Origin of the sequence: Caballeronia temeraria (assembly GCF_001544795.2) — a bacterium.
Taxonomy (GTDB): Bacteria; Pseudomonadota; Gammaproteobacteria; order Burkholderiales; family Burkholderiaceae; genus Caballeronia; species Caballeronia temeraria.
The window spans coordinates 1-21,758 of the sequence record NZ_FCOI02000030.1 but is presented as its reverse complement, the minus strand read 5'-3'; the positions used below and the strand labels follow the sequence as shown (position 1 = coordinate 21,758).

Sequence of the window (21,758 nt, the reverse complement as noted above, 5' to 3'; positions counted from 1 at the left end):
CGTTGTCACTCCTTCTCAGGCGGCGCGCACGGCTGCGACCAGCCCGGCCAGCGCGGCGATTCGATAAAGACCGTGCTCCGTCGCCTGCGCGACCGTGGCGGCATCGTTGCAGCCGAAGCGTGCGAGCGCGGCGCGATAGCGGTTGCACAGCGCATCGTTGCCGATCAGGCGCAGCGTCTTGCCCGTGAGCGCGGAACGTTCGCGCGCGAGCACTTCGTTCAGCCCGCGCAATTCATGGCCGATCAACAGTCCCGACAAATAATCCGCTTGCTGCTCCGCGCCCAACTGGCCCGTGAGGCCGAGCGTGCGCGTACTGAAGATCGTCGCGAGCACGCCGGGATGACCGGCATCGCGCGCCGTATCGACGCCGCGCAGGAACGCCTGTTCGTCGTGCGTCGCGGCCGGATGCATCGTGCGGCCGAGGATCGTGTGATCGCGCAGCGCGCCGAAGGTCTCGCCCGTCATGAAGGTGTAGAAACGCTCGACGCGCTCATCGGCGACGAACGCCCATTTCGCATGCGTGCCCGGCAGTCCGATCAGCGCGCCGCCCGATGCCCCGAGCGACGGCTCGCTCGCCAGCGCGCCGAAGATCTGCGTTTCCTCGCCGCGCATCACGTTGGGCAGCACGCCTTGCTGCAGCACGCCCGGCACGACGTGCACCGTGACGCCGCGCGCCGCCTTCACCAGAACGATGCCCGCGACGAGCGCATCGGCGCCTGCGGGCGTTTCCACGTAAGGCGCTTCGACCCAGCCCTGCGCGCTGCCGACCATGCCCGCCGCGATGACGGGCAGCGCCGCGTGTGCATCGAGCCACGCGCCGCAGGTTTCCTCGAACGTCTGATCGAAGCCGCCCGCGGGCAGATTCATGATGCCCGCCGACGATGCACGCGAGTCGAGCACGAGGCCATCGGCGCCGAGCAGATAGGCGCGCAGGGACGTCGTGCCCCAGTCGAGCGCGATGAGCGCGGGCGTGGAGTCAGGTGCGTTCATCGCTTGATCCTGCGTGCGGCTTGCGGCGCACGCCAGCCGAGTTCCTCGGAGATCGCGCGCGCCTCGCGCTGCACGACCGGTATCAGTTCTTCCATGCGTTCATGCGGCATATAGGGAATCGTGCTCGCCACCGACAACGCCGCGACGATCGCGCCCGACGCATCGCGCACCGGCGCGGCGACGCAGCGGATCGACGCCTCGTTCTCTTCCAGATCGAAGGTGAAGCCGCCTTGCGAATAGCGCGTCATGCGCTGCTGGAAGGTGTCGAAGTCGGGGCGGTTGTCGGGCTTGAAGCTCGTTTTCGAGAGCACGCGATGCGACGCGTCGAGCAGCCTCTTCCACGCGTTCGCTTCGAGGTCGAGCATCATCGCCTTGCCGATGCCCGTCGACGCGAGCGGCATCCGGTGCCCGACGCGCGAGCGCATCTCGAGGCCGCGCGTGCCGGGAATCTTGTCGATGTAGAGGACGTCGTCGCCGTCGCGCACGCCGAGGTGAATCGTGTCGTGCGTGTGCTCGGCGAGCGCCTGCAGGTGCGGACGGGCGACCGTCGTGAGCGGCATCTGTTCGAGCGCGATCGTGCCCAGTTCGATGAGCTTCGGCCCGAGCAGATAGCCGCCCTGCACCTGGCGCAGATAGCGCGCCTGCACGAGCGAACTGACGAGCCGATGCGTCGTGCTGCGCGTCGTGCCGAGCGCCGCGCCGAACGCGCGCAGATCGCGGGCGCCGTTCGCGGCGGCTTCGAGAATCGCGAGGCCGCGCAGCAGCGTCTGCGTGCCGGCCTGCTGCGGCGTGATATCGACGAGTGCGCTCGGCAGCGCGATGGCGTCGGGATCGGGCATGTGCTTCGTCCCGCTCGCGCCGTTGGGCTTGGCGCGCGAGCCGCTCGCGTCGACGATGTCGGTTTCAGGATGCTGGAATTTGGTCATGGCGCGAGGCTCGTCGATCACGATGCGCGATGGAGGGCGCACATCAGCGCGCTCCCGATGGAACGAGCGTACGAATCGTGCGAAAAATCCCGCGAGCGCGGGCGTGCGATCGAGTTCATGACGTGTCTCCGTTGTTCTGGTCATGCGCGCCGGAGTTCGCTCCGGTCGTCGCACGCCTATGCCGTTCAGGCTTTGGCCGGATTGTAGTTCCGCCATCTCAAATTATTCAATATGTGATCGTCATGCTCAGATAATGGGAGGAAAGCTCGCAACCGTCAGCTTTGATAAAACAAAAAAGCCCTGAATAATCAGGGCTTTGCGTTGTTTAGCGGGTCGAAACTAAATTTCATTGCGGCAGCTCGGCCGCTCCCATTCGCCGCGCGATGACACCCGCCCGCTGCGACAGATACGGCGCGCTGCGATGGTCATCGAAATACTTGGGACGCGGCAACATGACCGCGAGGCGCGCGCTCTGCCAGGCCGTCAGTTTCGCCGCCGAGGTCTTGTAGTAATACTGCGCCGCCGCTTCCGCGCCGTACACGCCGTTGCCCCATTCGACCGAATTCAGATAGATCTCAAAGATGCGTTCCTTGGTCCACCAGAACTCGAGCATCCATGTGATGACGAGCTCCTGCGCCTTGCGCACGTAGCTCTTTTCGCGCGACAGAAACAGATTGCGCGCGAGTTGCTGCGAAATGGTCGAACCGCCCGCGACGATCTTCCCGCGCGCCTTGTTCTTCTCCCACGCCTGGAGAATGGCGTCGGTTTCGTAGCCGTTGTTGTTGACGAAATTCGCGTCTTCCGAAGCGATGATCGCGCGCTTCAGATTGCGCGAAATCTGGTCGTACGGCACCCAGGTGCGCCGCAACGCAACGCCCGGATGCGTTTTGGCGAGCGTCCACGCGTCGGCGCGCATGAAGGCGGTCGGACCGGGATTTACGACGGTCCAGATGCCGATCTGCGCGAAGAACCAGATTTGCGTCGCGATGAACGCGATGCCCATCACCGACACGCCGTATGCGATCCAGCGCGCCGGGCCGAGCCGCACCGCCTTGTGCGCGCGCGGCGCGCGGTTCCCGTGGCTGCCGGCAGGCGCGGTGGTCATCACACTTTGGCTGCGAGCGTCGCGCGCAATTCGCGCAGCACCGCGCCGCCATCCGGGCGCACGTTGCGCCAGATGAAGAACGATTCGGCGGCCTGCTCGACCAGCATGCCGAGACCGTCCGATGCGCGCGCGCCGAGCTTGACCGCATGCTGCATGAAGACGGTCGGCTGCGCGCCGTACATCATGTCGTAGGCGAGCGTGCCCGCGCCGAACGCGCTGTCGTCGCAATCGGGCAAGGCGGCGTCGAGGCTGCCTGCGGTTGCGTTGACGATCACGTCGTACTGTCCGGCTTCCGCGCTGTCCGCGCCGCCGCCCGAGAAACGCACGCCGCTGTCCGCCGCGTTCTGCGCGAACTGATCAACGAGCTGATGCGCCTTCGCCGCCGTCCGGTTGACGATGGTGAGCGCCGCCGGCGCGCGATCGAAGATCGGCAGCACGACACCGCGCGCCGCGCCGCCCGCGCCGAGCAGCAGAATGCGCGCGCCCTTCAGACTCACGCCGAGATTCACTTCGATGTCGCGCACGAGCCCAACGCCGTCGGTGTTGTCGCCGCGCACGCCGTCCGGTCCGAAAGCGAGCGTGTTGACCGCGCCCGCCGCCGCCGCGCGCGGCGACAGCGAATCCGCGAGCGCGTGCGCTTCGAGCTTGAACGGCACGGTGACGTTCATCCCGCGCCCGCCCGACGCGATGAAGTTTTTCACTTCACGCGTGAAGCCGTCGAGCGGCCCGAGAATGCGCCCGTATTCGATCGGCTCGCCGGTCTGCGCGGCGAACTTCGCGTGGATCCACGGCGACTTGCTGTGCTCGATCGGATTGCCGATCACCGCGTACTGATCTTTCTGGCTCATGATCCCGTCGACTCGGTGGATTGCTGCGCATCGCCCGTTGGCTCCGGCTGGGGCGCATCGGCTTCGGCTTGCGCTTCGGCTTCGCTTTCGGCGGAAAGATCGGTCGTCTCGATGATTTCTTCTTCCGCCTCTTCTTCCTCGACGGGCGCGCTCGCGGACGGCGCATCGATCACGTGCAGCAGACGGCACGATGCTTCGACCGTCAGCTCGTCGATGGACACGACGTCCAGCATCACGCGGGTGCCGCGCGCATGCACGCCGAGGCCCGGCACATGCAGGATCAGCGGGATTTCTTCGAGACGAACCAGATCGTCCTTGATGACCGACGCCGGCACGTGCTTCCTGTTTTCCTGCTTGAGCCAGCGCAGGCACCAGAAGTACTCCATGCGGCGCTGGTGATCGGCATACGCGGTGTACGTGTCGTCGAAGCCCTGCACGACGGCGAAGAGATCGGCGTCCTTCGGCTTGAACGGCGCGGCGAGCTTGGCCGTCACGCCATGCTGCACGCACGCGAGCAGTTGCCATTGATTGACGAGGTCGACATAACGGCGCAGCGGCGACGTGCTCCATGCGTACTGCGCGACGCCCAGCCCTTCGTGCGGCGCGGGCGTGGTCTGCATGCGCGTGCGCTTCGGTCCCGGTCCGCCGAAACCGCGCTGCGAGCGATAAATCCCCGGCACGCCGTGATCGTTGAGGAACGCGCCCCACGACGAATTCGCGAGAATCGCCAGCTCCGCGACGATCAGATCGAGCGGCGAACCGCGACGGCGCGGCGTGATCGTGATGTGCTCGCCATCGACATAAAAGTTGAAGTCGTTGTTGCGCTGCACTTCGCGCTTGAGGCCGTACGTCGCGCGCGCCTGCTGACGCTTTTCGAAGAGCGCCTGCGCGAGCGGCCACAGCACGGCGATGTCTTCCTTGTGCGGATACTCGCCCGTGCCGGCGGCGAGCGTTTCCTCGGTGACGTGCTCGTCGAGATGGTTGTGGCGCAGGTTGCTCTTCACGAACACGCGCTCGGCGCGCGTTTCGGTGGCGACGATATCCTGCGTCTCGCGATTCACGATGATATACAGCGACAGCGCCGGCCGCAGCCCGCCTTCGCCGAGCGTGAATACATCGACGACGTTGTCCGGCAGCATCGTGATCTTGTCGCCGGGCATGTAGACCGTGGACAGACGCCCGCGCGCGATCGCGTCGATCGTGTCGCCACGCGTGATGCCGAGCGCCGGCGCCGCGATGTGGATGCCCACGCGCACGCGGCCATCGGAAAGATGCTCGACGGAAAAGGCGTCGTCGATTTCGGTCGTGGTGACGTCGTCGATGGAAAAGGCTTCGACGTCGGCTTCCGGCAAATCCTCGGGCAGCGGTCCCGGCTGCACCGACGGAAAGCCGATGCCGTGCGGGAAGAACTCTGACAGAAACTTCGCTTCATGCAACTGTCGCGGCGACTCGATGCCGCCGCATTCGAGCATCAACCGCGCCTGCGAGATGCCGCGCGCGGCCGCCGCCGCTTCGAGCGCTTTGTATTCGATCGTGTTCTTGTCCGGCTTCGTGAGCAGGCCGATTGCACCGCCCTTGAGCGCGTCGGGCAGCTTGCCTGCCTTCAGCTCCTCTTCCCAGCCTTGCTGCACGAGCGCCTGCTGACGCTTGCGTTCGAGCGACGCGAGCGCCATCTGCAACTGCTCCTGCGGCGCGCGCTGATACTGGCCGCGGCCCTTGCGCCGGAAGTAGACCGGCGAGCCGTGCATGCGCAGCACGAGCGCCGCGCGTTCGGCGGGGCCGAATTTGTCGCCGAAGTAGTCCGCGCCGAGCGCGGCGAACGGGAATTCCTCGTCGGGCGCGCATTCCCACAGGAAGTCGAGATCGATCTCCTGCGCGATGGCGTCGGCTTCCTGCATCAGATCGCCGGCCGCGGGCTTCTCGAACTCGATCAGCACGTCTTTCGCGCGCACTTTCGCGCGCCGGCCGCCCGGCAACTCGACCTGGAACGCGTCGCCCTGTTTCGACAACACCGATCCGGCCTTGAAACTACCCGATTCCTCGAAGAAAACGTTCACTCAATACTCTCGTAAAACGGTGGACCGGCCCGCGCTGCCCGCGCGCCGGCGAATGAATGGGCTCAGGCGGCTGCGGGCGTGCGCACGGGTGGCGGCGCCTGATCGCAGAACGCGATGACATCGGCGAGATAGGCCGGGAAGTCGCTGATCGCGTGATCGCCGCCCTGGATCAGCGTGGTGCGCACGCCGGGATAGTGGTTGAGCATCGTGCGGTAATCGAGCACTTCATCGCCCGTCGCCGCGATCAGATAGTAGCGCTCGGGCCGCGTGATCGATTTGACCGCGAGCGCGCGCAGTTCGTCCAGATGGCGCGGCAACACGGTGATCGTGCCGCCGCCGTGCCACAGCGGCTGCTCGCCGAGAAAATGACTCAGATCGCGCTGCGGCACGACCGCCGGATTGAGCAGCACGGCGCGCCAGCCGTGTTTCTCCGCGAGATACGTCGCATAGTAGCCGCCGAGCGAACTGCCGACGACGGTCACATCGCGCGCGCGCTCGCCCGCCGCGAGCGATTCCGCCAGCGCGACGGCATCGCACGGCGACACCGGCAGCGACGGGCACTGCCATTCGCCGAGCCGCCCGAGTTCCGCGAGCCGCGCGTGCATCACGCGCGCCTTGAACGACTGGGGCGACGAGCGAAAGCCGTGCAGATAGAGAATCACGAATGTCCTCCTGCGCCACGCGCCGACAGCGCGTCGAGCAGTTTCTGATGGACGCCGCCGAAGCCGCCGTTGCTCATCACGAGCACGTGGTCGCCGGGGCGCGCGGCGGCCGCGACCGCCTTCACCAGAGGTTCGATTTCGTTGAATGCCCGCGCCTTGTCGCCGAGCGGCGAGAGCGCTTCGGCGAGATCCCAGCCGAGCTTGTCGCGGCCTTCGCGCGCGCCGTAGCCGAACACCAGATCCGCGCCCGCAAGACTCGCGGGCAATTGCGCTTTCATCGTGCCGAGTTTCATCGTGTTCGAGCGCGGCTCCAGCACGGCGAGAATCCGCGCATTGCCGATCCGCGTGCGCAATCCGGCGACGGTCGTGTCGATGGCCGTCGGGTGATGCGCGAAGTCGTCGTAGACGGTGACGCCATCGACGCTGCCCTTGACTTCCATGCGCCGCTTCACGTTCCGAAAGCTCGCCAGCGATTTGACCGACTGCGAAGCCGGCACGCCGACCGAGCGCGCCGCCGCGATCGCCGCGAGCGCGTTCATGCGATTGTGCTCGCCCTGCACCTGCCAGTCGACGACGCCCTGACGCTCGCCTTCCCAATAGACGGCGAACCGCTCGTCGACGGTCGCGCCCTGCTCGGCGGGCAGCGCCTGCCAGCCGCCGTCGACGCCGAAGCGCTCCACGCCCGACCAGCAGCCGCGCGTGAGCACGCGCTCCAGCGCCGCTTCGCGCCCGTTCGTGACGATGCGGCCGATGCCCGGCACCGTGCGCACGAGATGATGAAATTGCGTTTCGATCGCGGCGAGATCGGGGAAGATATCCGCGTGATCGAATTCGAGATTGTTGAGCACCGCCGTGCGCGGGCGATAGTGGACGAACTTCGAACGCTTGTCGAAGAACGCGGTGTCGTACTCGTCGGCTTCGATGACGAAGAAGCTCGAATCCGTCAGCCGCGCCGAGATGCCGAAGTTGAGCGGCACACCGCCGATCAGAAAGCCCGGGTTCATGCCCGCGTCTTCGAGCAGCCAGGCGAGCATCGAGCTCGTCGTGGTCTTGCCGTGCGTGCCGGCGACCGCGAGCACCCATTTGCCGTTCAGCACATGCTCGCCAAGCCACTGCGGGCCGGACGTGTATGGCAGGCCGCGATCGAGGATGGCTTCCATCAGCGGATTGCCGCGCGTCACCACGTTGCCGATGACGAAAAGATCGGGTTCGAGCGCAAGCTGTTCGACGCCGTAGCCTTCGATCAGCTCGATGCCTTGGGCTTCGAGCTGCGTGCTCATCGGCGGATAGACGCCGGCGTCGCAGCCGGTGACCTTGTGGCCCGCCTCGCGCGCCAGAACGGCGAGTCCGCCCATGAACGTGCCGCAGATGCCGAGGATGTGGATGTGCATAAACCGTGTCGCGCCGCGCGGGCGATAGAGACGCAAAAACAGGAACGGCGCCGTACGTGTCGGCCTTGGGGCGAACCCGTGCAGAAAGGCGCCTGAAGGCGCATATTGTAACTGAGCAAGTCAAGCGCCCTTTCGCCGCCGCGAGCCTGGCCGCGCGGGTCCGCAAAAGGACCGTCCAAGCTTATCTAGTATCATTCCGGCATGGTTCGCAAATCACATTTCGATCCGCAGCGCGTGCGCGAGGAAATCGCGATCGCCGCCGCGAAGATGATCGCCGAGGACGGCCTCGACTACGCCACCGCGAAGCGCAAGGCGGCACGGCAGGTCGTCGGCGAAGCGAAGATCGGCGGCGAGTTCTTGCCGGATAACGACCAGATCGAAGAGGAAATCCGCGAATATCAGGCGATTTTCCAGAGCGACAGCCAGCCGGCCGTGCTGCGGCGCATGCGCGAAGTCGCGCTCGACTGGATGGAGCGCCTGAAGTCCTTCGATCCATATCTGACAGGCGCGGTGCTCAACGGCACCGCGGGCGAGCACTCCGATATCCATCTGCAATGCTTCTGCGACAATCCGAAGGAAGTCGCGATTTATCTGCTGAACGGGAACGTGCAGTACGACGTGTCGGAGACGCGGCATTTCGCCGGGCGCGGCTACGTCGAGACGCTGAGTTTTCTGCATCGCGTGCGCAACGAAGAGCCGATCGGCGTGCATATCGCGCTCTACGGACCCGACGATCTGCGCGGCGCCGTGCGCGCGGACGGCCGCGGACGCCTCGCGCGCGCCAATGCGGCGGCCGTGCGCGCGCTGCTCGGCCATCCCGATGTCCCGCCGCTGGAAATCGGCGGCTGATCTTTCTTCTGGAAGCTCATGAAAAGCACACGCATCCTGGCGGCCCTCGTGGTCGCGGTCGCCGCGACCGTCGGCGGGTTCTACGCGGGCCATCTGTTCACCGGCGGCGAAACCGTAGCGGCGACGCAGACGAGCGGCAACGCCGTCGATCAGTTGTGGAAGGCAACGCCGCCGGGCGCCTCGGGCACCTCGCAGCCGCTCTCGGCGTACAAGGGCAAGCCGGTCGTCGTCAACTTCTGGGCGTCGTGGTGCGGCCCCTGCGTGAAGGAAATGCCGGCGCTGTCGGCGCTGCAGCGCGACTATGCGAAAAAAGGCGTCACGTTCATCGGGCTGGGCGTCGATAGCGAGAAAAACGTCAACGATTTCCTAAAGAAGGTGCCGGTCGCGTATCCCGTCTATGTCACCGGCTTCGGCGGCGCGGATCTTGCGCGTAGCTTCGGCAATAATGCGGGCGGCCTTCCTTTCACCGTTGTAATCGACGCAAAAGGCCAGATTCGCTCAACAAAACTCGGCGAAGTCGATCCGGCCGAGCTGAAGCATACGCTCGACAGCCTGTAAAAATTCGCGGCGCGTAGGCAGGAGCTTGCGTCGAGTAAGCTGCGAGTTACGGGGAAATACGCCGATCTTGCAGGAAATTCCACATGCCGGGTCGCGGTGAGCGGTAATTTGTCCCACTGTTTCGAGAGGGCTTGCACGGTAAAACTAGACAAAATTCTCTAAACGGCGCTAAAGTGCGCCGAATTCCGCACAACCCGAAGCGACTATGACAACTCTGCCGGTGCCACGTGGCCCCCTCGCCGTCGAGTCCGACATCCACGACACGGATGCCGGCCGCAGCGGAGCACCCGCAGCCGTCATACGCATGCCGTTCGGGCGCGCGCTTCAAAGCGACCACGCCGATGCGTTCGACAAGAACGCCCGCGGCGTGCCGACCGATTCTTCTGCCGCCGTTGTCTCCGTCAGCGCTCTTACGAGCGCCGGCGGGCACGGCGTGCGTGCGCGAGCCGGCCGGCTGGCCGCGCCGGCTCGCGTCTGAGCAGTCAGAACATCCACAAATCAAGTCAAGTGCCGGGAAGTCCCGGTCTCCAAGTATTGAAAGGGGATTTTTCGATGGACCTTCGTAAACTGAAAACGCTGATCGACCTCGTCTCGGAATCCGGCATCTCGGAGCTGGAAGTGACGGAAGGCGAAGGCAAGGTTCGCATCGTCAAGAACGCCGCGCCGGTGTACATGCAGGCGCCGCAACAGTACGCGCCGCAAGTCCAGGCGCCCGCCGCGCCGCATTTCGGCGGTGCGGGCGAAGCCGGCGCGCCGGCCGCCGCGACGCCTGCCGCAGTCGCGCCGCAAGGTCACGTCGTGACTTCGCCGATGGTCGGCTCGTTCTATCGCGCGCCGTCGCCGGGCGCGGACCCGTTCGTCCAGGTCGGCGACACGGTGAAGGAAGGCCAGACCCTTTGCATCATCGAAGCGATGAAGCTTTTGAACGAGATCGAATCGGACAAGGCCGGCGTCGTGAAGGAAATCCTCGTCGACAACGGCCAGGCGGTGGAGTATGGCCAGCCGCTCTTCGTGATCGGCGACTAAAGGCGCATCGGGCCGTGCCGCGGATGCGCATCGCGCCCGCCGCCCGGCTTCACGCGCCGGCGCGCTTCGTGCGGCATCGATCCGTCGAGAAGCGCGCCGCCGATTGGATCCCCGAGGGCCGCTCGCGCGAGCCCGTTGATGAGCCGACCCACTATGTTTGAAAAAATTCTCATTGCGAACCGCGGCGAAATCGCGCTTCGCATCCAGCGCGCCTGCCGCGAACTGGGCGTCAAGACAGTCGTCGTCTACTCGGAAGCCGACAAGGAAGCGAAGTACGTCAAGCTGGCCGACGAAGCCGTCTGCATCGGACCGGCGCCTTCGAATCTCTCCTACCTGAACATGCCGGCGCTCATCAGCGCGGCCGAAGTCACCGACGCCGAAGCTATCCATCCCGGCTACGGTTTCCTCTCCGAGAACGCCGACTTCGCCGAGCGCGTCGAGCAATCGGGCTTCACGTTCATCGGACCGCGCCCCGAGACCATCCGCCTGATGGGCGACAAGGTCACCGCCAAGCAGACGATGATCAAGACCGGCGTGCCGTGCGTGCCGGGTTCGGAAGGCGCGTTGCCCGACGATCCGCGCGAGATCGTGAAGATTGCGCGCGCCGTCGGCTATCCCGTCATCATCAAGGCGGCGGGCGGCGGCGGCGGTCGCGGCATGCGCGTGGTGCACACGGAAGCGGCGCTCGTCAACGCGGTCAACATGACGCGTGAAGAAGCGGGCCGCGCCTTCGGCAACCCGCAGGTGTACATGGAGAAGTTCCTCGAGAATCCGCGCCACATCGAGATTCAGGTGCTGTCGGATTCGTTCCGCAACGCGATCTGGCTCGGCGAGCGTGACTGCTCGATGCAGCGCCGCCACCAGAAAGTGGTCGAGGAAGCGCCGGCGCCGGGCATCGCGCGACGGCTGATCGAGCGCATCGGCGATCGCTGCGCCGACGCGTGCAAGAAGATGGGCTATCTCGGCGCGGGCACGTTCGAGTTCCTGTACGAGAACAACGAGTTCTACTTCATCGAGATGAACACGCGCGTGCAGGTCGAGCATCCGGTGACGGAGCTGATCACGGGCGTCGATATCGTGCAGGAGCAGATCCGCATCGCCGCGGGCGAAAAGCTCTCGATCCGCCAGAAGGACATCCAGTTCCGCGGTCACGCGATCGAGTGCCGCATCAACGCGGAAGATCCGTTCAAGTTCACGCCGTCGCCGGGACGCATCACGTCGTGGCATACGGCGGGCGGCCCGGGCATCCGCGTCGATTCGCACGCGTACGCCAACTACTTCGTTCCGCCGAATTACGACTCGATGATCGGCAAGCTGATCGCTTACGGCGCGACGCGCGAGCAGGCGATCAACCGCATGCGCATCGCGCTGTCGGAGATGGTCGTGGAGGGCATCTCGACGAACATCCCGCTGCATCGCGAGTTGATGATCGACGCGAAGTTCGTCGAAGGCGGCACGAGCATCCACTATCTCGAGAACAAGCTCGCCGCGCGCCAGGCCGCGGTGGCGGAAGAGTCCTGAAGCACGCCTTAGTCAGAGAGATAGCATGAGTTACCGGGAATTGATCGCCGAGCTGGATCGCGAGCACGCGGAAGCGCTGTCGGATGCGCTGCTCGACGTCGGGGCGCTGTCGGTGTCCGTCGAAGATGCCGACGCCGACACGCCCGACGAACAGCCGCTCTTCGGCGAGCCGGGTCTCGTGCCCGAAAAGAGCGCGTGGAATCGCTCGCGCGTCGTCGCGCTGCTCGCCGAGGACGCCGATCCCGACGTGCTGCTCGCCGCCGCCGCGAACGAAATCGGCCTCGCGGCGACGCCGCCGTTCAGCGTGCGCGAAGTCGAGGAGCAGGACTGGGTGCGTCTCACGCAGGCGCAGTTCGATCCGATCGCCATCGGCGAGCGCATCTGGGTCGTGCCTTCGTGGCACGACGCGCCCGATCCGGACGCGCTCGTGCTCGAACTCGATCCGGGCCTCGCGTTCGGCACCGGCAGCCATCCGACCACGCGGCTTTGCTTGGAATGGCTGGAGCAGTCGGTGAAGCCGGGGCAATCGCTGCTCGATTACGGTTGCGGCTCCGGCATCCTCGCGATTCTTGCGAAGAAGTGCGGCGCGGACCCCGTGGTCGGCATCGACATCGACCCGCAAGCGGTCGAGTCGGCGCGTCAGAACAGCGAGCGCAATCGCGCGGACGTGACCTACGGCCTGCCCGATGCCTGCCCCGCCGGCGAGTTCGATATCGTCGTCGCGAACATCCTCTCGAATCCGCTCAAGCTGATGGCCTCGATGCTCTCCGCGAAGGTGAAGCCGGGCGGCCGGATCGCGCTGTCAGGCGTGCTCGCGCGCCAGGCCGACGAGGTCGCGGCGGTCTATGCCAAGTGGATCGACATCAGCGTCTGGCGCGAGCACGAAGGCTGGGTATGCCTCGCGGGAACGCGGCGCGAAAGCCTTTAGAATAGCGCCATCTTCCACGAATAGGCCGTCAGGCCAACGGCACTTCTTATATGGCGCTGGCAACCCGCTGCCCCCACTGCGAAACCGTGTTCAAGCTGGACCTGCATCTGCTCGCGCCGCATGACGGCCGTGTGCGGTGCGGGCATTGCCAGGAAGTTTTCGACGCCGCGCATCATCGCTTCGAGCTTCCCGATGAGCCGGCCGCCGCGGGCGTGGCTCAGCATGCCGCGATCATCGACGATGATGTCGCCGTCGGTCCCGCGACGAGTTCGGGCGCAGGCGCCGGCCCCGCCGCCGATGCCATCACGCACGTCACCGCGCCGCCCGATGCGCCGCTCAAGCCGCGTCCGTTCGCGCCGCGCAACCTCGAGCTCGGCACGCCCGGCCCCGCCCGACACGCCGAAGCCGACAGCGAACGCACCGTGTATGCGAACGCGCCCGCCTTCACGAGCGCGTCGAGCCAGACACCGACCACACCGCCGCGCCCCGAGCCGGGCCAGTCCGACGCCGCGAATGAGCCTTCGGCGCTGCCATCCGAAGCGGGACGCCTGAAGCAGTACATTCGGGTCGGCACGCCTCATCCCGACGCCGCCAATTCCGCGCAAGCCGATACCGATACGCCGCTCGGCGAGCCGCCCGTCCCGCCGTTCGCCGATCCCGTCGACGATCGCGCCGAGCCGTTCATCGGACCGGCGCCTCAGCCGGACGCGCCGCCCGCGCACGTTGCGCCGGAGCCCGCCGCACCCGCATGGCGCGACGACGCCGAACCCGGCTTCGTCGGCAAGAAAGCGCCGCCGCCTGCCCGCCGGTCGAGCGCGAACGAAGCGTTTCCGGTCGTGCGCGAATCGCGGGAGATGCGCGAGCCGCGCGCGCCTGCACGGGGCCGCGCCGGTACCGGAAAGGCACGGCGCGTCATCGGCGTGATCGTCGCCCTGCTGCTGGCGTTGTTGCTGCTCGTGCAGCTCGCGTGGTGGCAGCGCGAAACCGTGATGGTCTACGTGCCCGGCTCGCACGCGCTTTACTCCGACGTGTGCGATCAGATCGGCTGCACCATTTCGCCGCCGCGCGACATCGACGGATTGCAGATCGAGAGTTCGGGCTTGCGTCAGGTCGACGGCCCGCACAAGCTCGAACTGAAGTTGTCGCTGCGCAACCGGCTGGATGTCGCGCTGGCGTATCCGGCGCTCGAACTCACGCTGCTCGACGACAAGAACAACGTCGCGATCCGGCGCGTGCTCTGGCCGCAGGATTACGCGCGACCGGGTACGATATTCGCCATCGGCCTCGCGCCGCAAAGCGCGCAACCGGTCGTCGTCCGGCTGGACACCGGCGACGCCGTGGCCGCGAATTACCGCGTTCAGGTCTTTTATCCGTGATGGCGGGCAGGCGCGCAAACGCCGCCTGCCCCCTTCCACACGACGCGCGTCACGGCCCTCGCGGCTCACGCACGCGCAATTTCCCGTCAGCATCTGACAATTCTCTGGAGCGCAACATGAGTCAAGTTACCCTCGGCGGCAACCCTATCGACGTCAGCGGCACGTTCCCGGGCTCGGGCCAGCAGGCGCCCGAATTCACGCTCGTCGGCGCGGATCTCGGCGACGTCAAGCTCGCGAGCTTCGCGGGCAAGCGCAAGGTGCTGAACATCGTGCCGAGTCTCGACACGCCGACCTGCGCCACCTCGACGCGCAAGTTCAACGAAGCGGCCGCCGGCCTCGACAACACGGTCGTGGTCGTCGTTTCGGGCGATTTGCCGTTCGCGGCCAAGCGCTTCTGCACGACCGAAGGCATCGCCAATGTCGTGACGGCATCGACGTTCCGCGGCCACGAGTTCGCGCAGGCCTACGGCGTCGACGTGACGAGCGGCCCGCTCAAAGGCCTGACGGCGCGTGCGGTCGTCGTGCTGGACGAAAACAACAAGGTGCTGCACTCGGAGCTCGTGCCTGAAATCAAGAACGAACCGAACTACGACGCAGCGCTCGCCGCGTTGAAGTAACCACCTCGGCGGACCGCTTTCACCGAGAGCGGTCCGCGCATACGAGGCGCGGTGATGCGCTCGCCGTGCGCCGTATGCGCATTTTTCTCCTCGGCCCCTATCTATAAAGGACGTTCGCCTTGGCTACGCTCATCTGCGGCTCGCTCGCCTACGACAACATCATGACCTTCCAGGGCCGCTTCGGCGACCACATCCTGCCGGACCAGGTGCACATGCTGAACATCAGCTTCCTGGTGCCGACGATGCGGCGCAACTTCGGCGGCTGCGCGGGCAACATCGCCTATGCGCTCAAGCTGCTCGGCGGCGATCCGAAGATCATGGCGACGCTCGGCGCGGCGGATTCGCAGCTTTACATCGACCGGCTCGACGCGCTCGGCTTGTCGAAGGAATACGTGCGCGTGCTGGCCGACCAGCACTCGGCGCAATGCTTTATCACCACCGATCTCGCGAACAACCAGATCACCGCATTCCACCCCGGCGCGATGATGGAGTCGCACCTGAACCGCGCCGACGAAGCGCAGGGCATCTCGCTCGGCATCGTCGCGCCCGACGGCGCGCAAGGCATGCGCGAGCACGCCGAGGGACTGGCGCGCGCGGGCGTGCCGTTCGTGTTCGATCCGGGCCAGGGATTGCCGATTCTCGAAAGTGTGGAACTTTGTCGCATGATTGAACTCGCCACCTACGTGGCGGTCAACGATTACGAAGCCAAGTTGTTGAGCAATAAGACCGGCTGGTCGATGGAAGACATCAAGCGCCGCGTCGATGCGCTCGTGGTGACGCGTGGCGAGCACGGCGCGCAGATCTATCATGAAGACGGCGTATCTGAAATTCCCGTCGTGGCGGCGCGCCAGGTGGTCGATCCGACCGGCTGCGGCGACGCATTCCGCGGCGGCCTCCTGTACGGCATCGAGAACAAGCTTGGCTGGGAGAAAACGGGGCGTCTCGCAAGTCTGATGGGTTCGCTGAAAATCGAACATCAGGGACCGCAAACCTACGCGCCGACGCGCGTCGAAATCGAAGAGCGTTTCAAGCAGGCTTTCGGAAGCAGCCTGTTCTGATTGATGGAGTGAAGGGATGAAAACGGTAAGTCGTATCGCGCTGGCCATGGCGCTCGTCGGCTCGGTGGCGCTGACGGGCTGCGCCTACAACAGCAGTTCTTCGGACGTCTACACGGCGTCGCAGGCGCAGCGTGAGGAAACGGTGCGCATGGCGACCGTCGAAAGCGTGCGCGGCGTGAAGATCAGTTCGAACAACGGCCAGCCTACGGGCCTCGGCACAATCGGCGGCGGCGCGCTCGGCGGCGTCGCGGCGGCAAGCGCGATCGGCGGCGGCAACGGCTCGATCATCGCGGGCATCATCGGCGGGCTGGCGGGCGCCGTCGCCGGTAACGCGGTCGAGAACAGCGTTGCGATGAAGAACGGCCTGGAGATCACCGTGCGCCTCGATAACGGCGACATGCGAGCGATCACGCAGACCGCTAACGGCGAAGTGTTCCAGGCGGGCGAGCGAGTGCGGCTGTTGTCGAGCGGCGGCGTCACGCGCGTCACTCACTGACCGGCGCATTCAGCGGACGAATAGCGCCGCATCGTCGCGAGAAAGCGCATGTGTCGAAAGATGCATGCGCTTTTTCTTTGCGCATCGCGAGCGGGCGGCGAGTCCGCGATGCAATTCGTTCGCCGAAACGAAAAACCCGCCGCCGGGTTGCCCTGGCGACGGGTTCAGGCCGGGTAGGCTTACCCGGACTAAGGGCACAGCGCACTGTGCCTGGGTGCTGCCTACTGCGAGCGCTTACGGACGGCTGCCCGTCGGGAACGGCCATGCCGCTGCCGGGTTCAACGCCGTCTTGACCGCAGCGGCCGGAGCCGGAGCAGGCGCCGATACGGTCGTTGCCGTCGTTGCAGGAGCGGCAGCCGTAGTCTTCTTCGCAGCAGCGGCCTTCTTGGCCGGAGCCTTTTTCGCGGGGGCTTTTTTCGCAGCAGGAGCAGGCGCAGGCGCAGCGGCTGCGGTCTTCGCAGCAGCCTTTTTCGCGGGAGCCTTTTTCGCAGCGGCCTTCTTCGCTGCGGCCTTCTTCGCGGGCGCCTTCTTCGCCGCGGCCTTCTTCGCAGGCGCCTTCTTGGCTGCGACCTTCTTCGCTGCAACCTTCTTCGCCGCTACTTTCTTGGTCGCGACTTTCTTCGCTGCGGCCTTCTTCGCAGGCGCCTTCTTGGCTGCGACCTTCTTCGCTGCAACCTTCTTCGCCGCTACTTTCTTTGCAGCGACTTTCTTGGTTGCCACTTTCTTTGCCGCAACCTTCTTCGCTGCGACCTTCTTCGCCGCTACTTTCTTCGCCGCGACCTTCTTCACAGCGACCTTCTTGGCGGCGACCTTCTTGGCCGGTGCAGCCTTCTTGGCGGTGACTTTCTTTGCTGCAGCCTTCTTCGCCGCGGGTTTTTTCTTGGCAACTGCCATGATTTTTCTCCTTCAGGTTTTCAGATGAGAGTCAGTTCAAACAACACCCTTCGTCAAAACCCGCTTCCCACGTGTCGCCTTCTCTATAACGCACGCTACGAAGCGGATTATTCATCGGCGTACGCTGATCCCACCTGCTTACGCTAATGAATACGGCAAGGCGCGCCGTGCCCCGAGGCACCGCGCGCCAAATTGAGTCAGCACCGCCCTTGAGCGGCGCCGGCCATCGCTTGATCGAGCCAGCGAGCTTGCCGCTGGCATTTTCCGGGGGGAAGTTTGCCCATCCCCATGCGGGGATTGCAAAACGCCTGTCTTCTGTTCGGGCCGAAATTCGGCGCGTCAAGCCAATAGGCGCACTTTGCATCAGGCGACCGTTCTCCTAAACCTTGTCGGCCGGGCGCGCGTGAGCGACACGCTGCTGCCCGTCCGTCCCATCGATTTCGTCTGCAACACGTCCTGGATTTTTATTATTCCCAGGTCAGCGCGCCGCCGGTTTGATACTCAATCACGCGTGTCTCGAAGAAGTTGCGTTCCTTCTTCAAGTCGATCATTTCGCTCATCCACGGGAACGGGTTTTCCTCGTTCGGGAAGAGCGGGTCCAGTCCGATCTGCTGGCAACGCCGATTGCAGATGAACCGCAAGTAGCTCTTGAACATCGACGCGTTCAGGCCGAGAACCCCGCGCGGCATGGTGTCTTCAGCGTAACGATATTCAAGATCGACAGCCTGTTTGAAGAGCTCGCGGATCTCTGCCTTGAATTCGGCTGTCCACAGTTGCGGCTCTTCCAGCTTGATCTGGTTGATGAGGTCGATGCCGAAATTGCAGTGCATCGATTCATCGCGGAGGATGTACTGGTACTGCTCCGCCGCGCCCGTCATCTTGTTCTGGCGGCCCAGCGCCAGGATCTGCGTGAAGCCGACATAGAAGAACAGCCCTTCCATGATGCAGGCGAACACGATCAGCGACTTCAGCAATTTCTGGTCCGCTTCCAGCGTGCCGGTGGTGAACGCGGGGTCCGTCAGCGTATTGATGAACGGGATCAGGAACTCGTCCTTGTCACGGATCGACTTGACCTCGTGATACGCATTGAAGATCTCGCTCTCGTCGAGGCCCAGCGATTCGACGATGTACTGGTACGCGTGCGTGTGGATCGCCTCTTCGAACGCCTGGCGCAGCAGGAACTGGCGGCACTCCGGAGCGGTGATGTGACGGTACGTGCCGAGCACGATGTTGTTCGCGGCGAGCGAGTCCGCCGTGACGAAGAAGCCGAGATTGCGTTTGACGATGCGCCGCTCGTCGTCCGAGAGACCGTTCGGGTCTTTCCACAGGGCGATGTCGCGCGACATGTTCACTTCCTGCGGCATCCAGTGGTTCGCGCAGCCGGCGAGGTACTTTTCCCACGCCCACTTGTACTTGAACGGAACGAGCTGGTTGACGTCGGTCTGGCCGTTGATGATGCGCTTGTCGGCGACATTGACGCGCGCTTCGCTTTGCGCGGCGATCGCGCCGGCGGAGGGCGTTGCGGCTGCGGGCGGAACGAAGCCATCGGAGAAGATGTTGTTCGCCTGCGCAGTCTGATGGGCAGCTTGATGAGCAGCAGCTTGCGCTGCTTGCGTACCGAAAGTCGTGCCTTGAGCGTTGCGCAACGTGTTCTGTTGCGAAGCGCTCGAGGGAGCTACGGCAGTGGTCTCGTCATCCCAGTTGAGCATAAATTCTCACCATCAATTTAGATCGGTTTGTACCATCTTTTCATGAGCGATAAAAGAGTTTGCTCATGAAAATTCTCGTTTTCATGCGATTTAGATTCGACGTTGCTACCTGCATACAACACTTGGCTCGAAGCCGTGTGTGTGAAGCTCGATGCGACATCTGTTGAATCGTGTGTGAAGCGGTCCTGATCGAGTGACTTCCATGACCTCGCAGCGTGCTTGCGCGTGACTTCATCGCTGCTCTGGAAGCCTTGCCGCACAAGGCTTTGCGGACGACGCTGCGTGCGTGACGCGAAGCATGACGCGCTTCGTTGCGAACATCGGCCCGATGCTGCGACGTGAAGCGCGAAGGCATCGAAGCGCGACGCGCTGCGATCATCGATCAGTGTGTCTCGTCGATGTGCGATGCGATGCAAGACATGTGTCGAGAATCGATCCACTTGCTGCGGTCACTCGTTCATCTTCGATGACCTTCGACGTATGTGATCGAACACACTTCGCATCAGCTCGATACGCACTGACGCTGACACTTCAGCGAGACTTCGAAGCCTTCAGCGCGCGTCGAATTCGTTGCCGAAGTTTAGCATTTGACGTCTCGTATTTCCACAATATCTTGTGCTTGCAAATCTCGTCGATACAACCTATAGCGTGTTTACGCGACGATCCGTCTCACGCGAAAACGCGCTGCGCAAGGGCTCATCGGCCGCGCAACGGATCGAGCAGCGAGCGCAGATTGTTGTGATCGATCTCGTGCATCAACGCGAGCAGGCGGCCGAGCTTGCCCTCTGGAAAACCCTCACGCGCGAACCACGCGAGATAGTGACCAGGCAGATCCGCGATGAGCCTGTCCTTGTACTTGCCATAGGGCATCGTCTGCGTGACGAGACGTTGCAGATCCTGCGGGTCCATCTGTTCCTTGCTCCTCGTTCAATGTTCATCGCACCACGCAGCGCGCTTCGATCCTTCAGCGATTGCTGCATATCGGTGCCATAATCGCCGCTCTTGCCGCCAAGAGTCGATAGCGAATCAACATGCCGCTGGCCGTCAAAGCTTTCATTGCCCCTCTCATCGTCGCGTGCGCGATGTTCATGGAAAGCGTCGACGCCAATGTCATTGTCACCGCGATTCCCGAAATGGCCCGCGCCTTCGGACGCGATCCCGTCACGCTGAAGGTCGCGGTCACGAGCTACGTGCTCGGGCTCGGCGTCTTCATTCCTATCTGCGGATGGGTCGCCGACCGCTTCGGCGCACGCGCCGTGTTTCGCACGGCCATCGGCGTGTTCGTCGTGGGCTCGCTGCTCTGCGCGGCGTCCACATCGCTCGGTCCGTTCACGGTCGCGCGCTTCATCCAGGGCGTCGGCGGCGCGATGATGGTGCCGGTCGGACGAATCATCATCTTTCGATCGGTGCGCCGCTCGGATTTCATTCGCGCGATGAACTATCTTTCGGTGCCCGCAATGCTCGGACCCGCGGTCGGGCCGTTGCTCGGCGGCTTCATCACGACCTATCTGCACTGGCGTCTGATCTTCTTCATCAACATTCCGATCGGCATCGCGGGCATCTATCTGACCAACCGCTACATCGCCAATTCGCGCGAGGAACATCCGGGCCGTCTCGACTGGTTCGGCTTCTTTCTTTCCGCGAGCGCGGGCGTGCTGCTCTTGCTCGGGCTATCGCTCGTCGGCGGCGAACTGATTCCGCAAGGCACCGCGTATGCGATGTGCGCCGCCGGCGCGCTGCTCGTCGTGCTGTACTGCGTCCACGCTCGCCGCGCGGAGAAGCCGCTGCTCGACCTGCGCTTCTTTCGCGTGCCGACGTTTCAGGCGAGCGTGCTCGGCGGCTCGATGTTCCGCATCGGGCTCGGCGCCGTGCCCTTCCTTCTGCCGCTCGCGCTGCAGGAGGGGCTCGGCATGACGGCGTTCAAGTCCGGCGCGATCACGTGCGCATCCGCGTTCGGCGGCATGTTCATGCGCTCGCTTGCATCGCGCGTGCTGCATCGTTTCGGCTTCCGTCAGACGCTCTTTTACAACGCGGCGCTGTCGGGTATCGCGATCGCCGCGTGCGGCACGTTCTTTCCCGGCACGCCGACGTGGGTGATCTGGGCGGTCGTGCTGCTCGGCGGATTCTTCCCTGCGTTGCAGTTCACGAGCCTCAACTCGCTTGCGTATGCGGAGATCGAAACGCGCGATGTGGGCCGTGCGACCAGTCTTGCGAGCTTCGTGCAGCAGGTGTCGCTGGGGCTTGGCGTCACCGTCGCGGGGATTACGCTCGAGCTCTCGCAATATCTGAACGGTCATGCGAGCGTGCAATGGTCCGATTTCTGGCCCGCGTTCTTCGTCGTGGGGCTGTTTTCGTTCTTCTCCATGCCGATTACTGCGCGGCTTGCTCATGATGCTGGGACTGAGATTTCGCGCGGGACGCGGGGGTGAGACCGCGCTTTCTTGACTCGTTCGCCGGATCCCGTTTTCGTGTTGGTCTATTAGCACTGCCCCTGTGCGGGGCGGCAGTCACTTTCTTTGCTGCTGCAAAGAAAGTAACCAAAGAAAGCAGCTCGATACGCCCGCGGTCACACGCAATTTGGGTAGTTCTCTCGTCCCAGGCGGCACTCGCCTAAAGAGTGCCCTCAAACACCCCTTCGGGCTTGGCTCGCGCACGGTCTGACACATCGCACCGCACAACACACTGGTTCAGCACCAAATAGCTCCGGCCCGCTTCGCGGCCGACCGCTCCATCGGGACTGCGTGGGC

At 64.5% G+C, this 21,758-nt stretch carries 22 protein-coding genes; 11 read left to right on the top strand and 11 right to left on the bottom strand.

Annotation, left to right across the window (positions count from 1 at the left end; genetic code table 11):
- Window positions 1–15 precede the first annotated feature (15 nt).
- From AWB76_RS30375 to mpl, 7 genes are all read right to left on the bottom strand, one after another.
- Window positions 16–990 carry a 2-dehydro-3-deoxygalactonokinase gene (locus AWB76_RS30375; protein ID WP_061163807.1) on the bottom strand — a complete coding sequence of 325 codons (975 nt, stop codon included), beginning with the start codon at window positions 988–990 and terminating at the stop codon, window positions 16–18.
- Complete coding sequence (locus AWB76_RS30370; protein ID WP_061163806.1) at window positions 987–1,916, bottom strand: IclR family transcriptional regulator; 930 nt, start codon at window positions 1,914–1,916, stop codon at window positions 987–989. The genes AWB76_RS30375 and AWB76_RS30370 overlap by 4 nt, the downstream gene beginning before the upstream one ends.
- A gap of 346 nt (window positions 1,917–2,262) precedes the next feature.
- On the bottom strand, window positions 2,263–3,021 hold the full coding sequence (gene mtgA, locus AWB76_RS30365; protein ID WP_061163805.1) for a monofunctional biosynthetic peptidoglycan transglycosylase: 759 nt from the start codon (window positions 3,019–3,021) through the stop codon (window positions 2,263–2,265).
- Window positions 3,021–3,869: a shikimate dehydrogenase gene (gene aroE / locus AWB76_RS30360; protein ID WP_061163804.1), complete on the bottom strand. Its 849-nt coding sequence runs from the start codon at window positions 3,867–3,869 to the stop codon at window positions 3,021–3,023. Before aroE ends, mtgA begins: the two co-directional genes overlap by 1 nt.
- Entirely contained in the window at window positions 3,866–5,926 is a 2,061-nt protein-coding gene (locus tag AWB76_RS30355) for a ribonuclease catalytic domain-containing protein (RefSeq protein ID WP_061163803.1), read from the bottom strand. The genes aroE and AWB76_RS30355 overlap by 4 nt, the downstream gene beginning before the upstream one ends.
- 62 nt (window positions 5,927–5,988) lie before the next feature.
- Window positions 5,989–6,588, bottom strand: a complete 600-nt coding sequence (locus AWB76_RS30350) for a YqiA/YcfP family alpha/beta fold hydrolase (protein ID WP_061163802.1) — start codon at window positions 6,586–6,588, stop codon at window positions 5,989–5,991.
- The gene (gene mpl, locus AWB76_RS30345; protein WP_061163801.1) at window positions 6,585–7,979 is read right to left on the bottom strand and encodes a UDP-N-acetylmuramate:L-alanyl-gamma-D-glutamyl-meso-diaminopimelate ligase; all 1,395 of its coding nucleotides are present in this window, start codon (window positions 7,977–7,979) and stop codon (window positions 6,585–6,587) included. Before mpl ends, AWB76_RS30350 begins: the two co-directional genes overlap by 4 nt.
- 201 nt (window positions 7,980–8,180) lie before the next feature.
- Here mpl and AWB76_RS30340 point away from each other — a divergent pair, with 201 nt between their 5' ends.
- From AWB76_RS30340 to AWB76_RS30295, 10 genes are all read left to right on the top strand, one after another.
- Entirely contained in the window at window positions 8,181–8,828 is a 648-nt protein-coding gene (locus AWB76_RS30340) for a hypothetical protein (protein WP_061163800.1), read from the top strand.
- 18 nt (window positions 8,829–8,846) lie between these two features.
- Entirely contained in the window at window positions 8,847–9,386 is a 540-nt protein-coding gene (locus AWB76_RS30335; RefSeq protein ID WP_061163799.1) for a TlpA family protein disulfide reductase, read from the top strand.
- A gap of 205 nt (window positions 9,387–9,591) precedes the next feature.
- Entirely contained in the window at window positions 9,592–9,864 is a 273-nt protein-coding gene (locus tag AWB76_RS30330; RefSeq protein ID WP_061163798.1) for a hypothetical protein, read from the top strand.
- A 74-nt stretch (window positions 9,865–9,938) separates the two neighbouring features.
- On the top strand, window positions 9,939–10,412 hold the full coding sequence (gene accB / locus AWB76_RS30325) for an acetyl-CoA carboxylase biotin carboxyl carrier protein (protein WP_061163797.1): 474 nt from the start codon (window positions 9,939–9,941) through the stop codon (window positions 10,410–10,412).
- 153 nt (window positions 10,413–10,565) lie between these two features.
- On the top strand, window positions 10,566–11,933 hold the full coding sequence (gene accC, locus AWB76_RS30320; protein WP_061163796.1) for an acetyl-CoA carboxylase biotin carboxylase subunit: 1,368 nt from the start codon (window positions 10,566–10,568) through the stop codon (window positions 11,931–11,933).
- 25 nt (window positions 11,934–11,958) lie between these two features.
- A complete protein-coding gene (prmA, locus tag AWB76_RS30315) occupies window positions 11,959–12,861 on the top strand; it encodes a 50S ribosomal protein L11 methyltransferase (protein WP_061163795.1) in 903 nt (300 codons plus the stop codon).
- A gap of 50 nt (window positions 12,862–12,911) precedes the next feature.
- A complete protein-coding gene (locus AWB76_RS30310) occupies window positions 12,912–14,237 on the top strand; it encodes a zinc-ribbon and DUF3426 domain-containing protein (RefSeq protein WP_061163794.1) in 1,326 nt (441 codons plus the stop codon).
- A gap of 116 nt (window positions 14,238–14,353) precedes the next feature.
- Window positions 14,354–14,854 (top strand): thiol peroxidase, encoded by a 501-nt coding sequence (tpx, locus tag AWB76_RS30305; RefSeq protein ID WP_061163793.1) that lies wholly within the window; start codon window positions 14,354–14,356, stop codon window positions 14,852–14,854.
- Between the two features lie 119 nt (window positions 14,855–14,973).
- The gene (locus AWB76_RS30300; RefSeq protein WP_061163792.1) at window positions 14,974–15,912 is read left to right on the top strand and encodes a carbohydrate kinase family protein; all 939 of its coding nucleotides are present in this window, start codon (window positions 14,974–14,976) and stop codon (window positions 15,910–15,912) included.
- Window positions 15,913–15,928: 16 nt separating this feature from the next.
- The gene (locus AWB76_RS30295; protein ID WP_035507755.1) at window positions 15,929–16,408 is read left to right on the top strand and encodes an outer membrane lipoprotein; all 480 of its coding nucleotides are present in this window, start codon (window positions 15,929–15,931) and stop codon (window positions 16,406–16,408) included.
- Between the two features lie 234 nt (window positions 16,409–16,642).
- Here the strand turns inward: AWB76_RS30295 and AWB76_RS39550 are convergent, their stop codons facing one another.
- The 4 genes from AWB76_RS39550 to AWB76_RS30275 all read right to left on the bottom strand — a co-directional run bounded on the left by AWB76_RS39550 (window position 16,643) and on the right by AWB76_RS30275 (window position 19,920).
- Window positions 16,643–17,302, bottom strand: a complete 660-nt coding sequence (locus tag AWB76_RS39550; protein WP_074171442.1) for a histone H1-like DNA-binding protein — start codon at window positions 17,300–17,302, stop codon at window positions 16,643–16,645.
- Between the two features lie 31 nt (window positions 17,303–17,333).
- Window positions 17,334–17,666, bottom strand: a complete 333-nt coding sequence (locus tag AWB76_RS42355) for a hypothetical protein (RefSeq protein ID WP_074171441.1) — start codon at window positions 17,664–17,666, stop codon at window positions 17,334–17,336.
- 103 nt (window positions 17,667–17,769) lie between these two features.
- Window positions 17,770–19,011 carry a ribonucleotide-diphosphate reductase subunit beta gene (locus tag AWB76_RS30285; protein ID WP_061163791.1) on the bottom strand — a complete coding sequence of 414 codons (1,242 nt, stop codon included), beginning with the start codon at window positions 19,009–19,011 and terminating at the stop codon, window positions 17,770–17,772.
- Window positions 19,012–19,707: 696 nt separating this feature from the next.
- Window positions 19,708–19,920 carry a DUF3820 family protein gene (locus tag AWB76_RS30275; protein ID WP_061163789.1) on the bottom strand — a complete coding sequence of 71 codons (213 nt, stop codon included), beginning with the start codon at window positions 19,918–19,920 and terminating at the stop codon, window positions 19,708–19,710.
- Window positions 19,921–20,042: 122 nt separating this feature from the next.
- Here AWB76_RS30275 and AWB76_RS30270 point away from each other — a divergent pair, with 122 nt between their 5' ends.
- Complete coding sequence (locus AWB76_RS30270) at window positions 20,043–21,440, top strand: MFS transporter (protein WP_061163788.1); 1,398 nt, start codon at window positions 20,043–20,045, stop codon at window positions 21,438–21,440.
- Window positions 21,441–21,758: the final 318 nt, after the last annotated feature.